Source organism: Candidatus Thioglobus sp., from assembly GCF_029243085.1.
Classification (GTDB): Bacteria; Pseudomonadota; Gammaproteobacteria; order PS1; family Pseudothioglobaceae; genus Thioglobus_A.
On record NZ_JAQWSS010000062.1, the window covers coordinates 1 to 2,100 of the forward strand.

The window sequence follows — 2,100 nt, forward strand, 5'->3', positions numbered from 1 at the left end:
CTTCTCGGCGCTGCGTAGTGTGGCGAGAAGTGCCAGGCTTTCTTAAATCAAGATCCCCTTGAAGGTCGGCTTCACATAAGTCCATACCAGGTGGGCAACCATCAACAATGCCCACCAATGCCTCACCATGAGATTCACCCGCAGTGGTTATTGTAAATAATTTTCCAAAAGAGTTGCCTGACATGTAGATAACCTACGTTTTTAATATAAATTTGATTATACCTAGCTAGAGGCTTATTTCATTTGTTTGTTATACAACTATGTTAGTAAATTTCTCTAAAGCTTAATGCGTAAATATCTACAAGGTGCTTAGACGAAGCTAGAGTTGAGTGAGATAAATTAATCACTTTCTTTAATTGTTTATTTAAATGATCATTAGATCTTTTGAAACTTCTAGTGCATTTTTTAGGGTTAACGCCAGTATAACTATTGTACAATAAATTATTTTTTGTACAATAAATTTGTTATATAATTAAATTGAAGTTTTATAAAAAGGAGAAATGTTATGAAAATAGGTAAAGAGAATCTACTTGAAGAGTTGCAGTCAATTAAACATTGTCTTGATATGACAAATACTAATATTGAACATCTGCATACTCGTGAGCATATTGTTTCTGTATTGGAAAAGCGTATTAAAGATCTTGAGCAGGAAGTTGATAGAACTATTTCAGCAAAGGAATTGGGCGCAGATATGAATATGGATGTTGCTTAATATAATCAACATGCTTTAATGAAAGCTTTACTTTTTGGTGAAGCTTTTTTTTCGTGCAATCATTGCTTAACTCAAAAAAATAAAATACACCTATGGTCAAGGGTTTAAGGTTTTAGGAAGTACTCATCTAGAGCTTTATTTCGCCAGTTTGTTATATAGCCATGCCAAGAGCCAGCCACCAATCGCAGCATCAATAAATGCCCATACCATACCAGTCACTACGCCGCTAAAACTGAGTGAATATCCTAGATAAACCGTTGATAGAAAATCCACCATATTGTGCAGATAACTTTCTGTGACTAATGCGGTTATTGACATAAAAAAAACACCCAATGACCACATAACCCCAAGGGCAAGTGCAACAGCTTTTGTATCGAGTTTTTGAGTCATGTATTACTCCTTATTTTTCTTTGATAATTGACATTCTACCCCTTAGGATTATCTTTAAAGGGTTGTATCGTGTTAATATATCGCCTTTTTTGATGATTGAGTTATTACATGTCTATTCAATATAACCAACTGGGCGATAGCGATTTAAAAGTGTCTAATATTTGTTTAGGCACCATGACCTTTGGACAGCAAAATACTGAAAAAGAAGGTCATCAACAATTGGATTATGCAATTGATCAAGGTATTAATTTTATTGATACTGCTGAGATGTATCCAGTACCGCCACGTGCTGAAACTGCTTATTCAACTGAAAACATTGTTGGTAGCTGGATTCAAAAAACCCCACGAGATAAGATTATTTTAGCCACTAAAGCAGCAGGCAGTGCACGTGGCATGCCTTGGGTTAGAGGGGGTGAGCATGCGTTTAATCGCACTAATTTGCGTAATGCTTTAGAAGGTTCATTGAAGCGTTTAAAAACAGACTATATTGATTTATACCAACTACATTGGCCAGAACGCAACACACCAATGTTTGGCAAGTATTTGTTTGATCCAGAACAAGAGCGAGAATACACTGCTTTTGCTGAGACGCTAGAAGTATTGTCTGAGCTGATTGCCGAAGGAAAAATTAGACACATTGGCCTTTCAAATGAATGGTCTTGGGGTTTAATGCAGTTTTTAAATACGGCTGAGCGAGAGAGTTTGCCTCGAGTTGTTAGCATGCAAAATGCTTACAACCTTATTAATCGCACCTATGACTCTTCATTGCGAGAAATGGGTTATAGGGAGAATGTGCCATTATTGGCTTATTCGCCAATGGCATTTGGACATTTAAGCGCCAAATATATCAATGATTCAAAAACGCAAGGCAGAGTAAATATATTTGATGGCTTTGAATACTATTACGGAAAAGAGCTGCCTCTAACTCCCGACAATTTCACAGTTTCTAGTAATCCAAGTGGTAAGCACGCGCACATAACATGGGAAGGAGATGGGAA

At 36.7% G+C, this 2,100-nt stretch carries 4 protein-coding genes; 2 read left to right on the forward strand and 2 right to left on the reverse strand.

The genetic code is table 11. The features are described 5' to 3' along the window. A partial coding sequence (locus tag P8M52_RS03445) for a chorismate synthase (RefSeq protein ID WP_300307361.1) occupies positions 1–184 on the reverse strand: 184 nt, incomplete at its 3' end. 321 nt (positions 185–505) lie between these two features. Between P8M52_RS03445 and P8M52_RS03450 the strand changes: the two genes are divergently transcribed. Further along, the gene (locus tag P8M52_RS03450; protein ID WP_300307364.1) at positions 506–712 is read left to right on the forward strand and encodes a hypothetical protein; all 207 of its coding nucleotides are present in this window, start codon (positions 506–508) and stop codon (positions 710–712) included. 135 nt (positions 713–847) lie between these two features. Here P8M52_RS03450 and P8M52_RS03455 read toward each other — a convergent pair whose 3' ends face one another. Next, on the reverse strand, positions 848–1,102 hold the full coding sequence (locus P8M52_RS03455) for a bacteriophage holin (RefSeq protein ID WP_300307368.1): 255 nt from the start codon (positions 1,100–1,102) through the stop codon (positions 848–850). Positions 1,103–1,210: 108 nt separating this feature from the next. Between P8M52_RS03455 and P8M52_RS03460 the strand changes: the two genes are divergently transcribed. Next, a partial coding sequence (locus P8M52_RS03460; RefSeq protein WP_300307371.1) for an aldo/keto reductase occupies positions 1,211–2,100 on the forward strand: 890 nt, incomplete at its 3' end.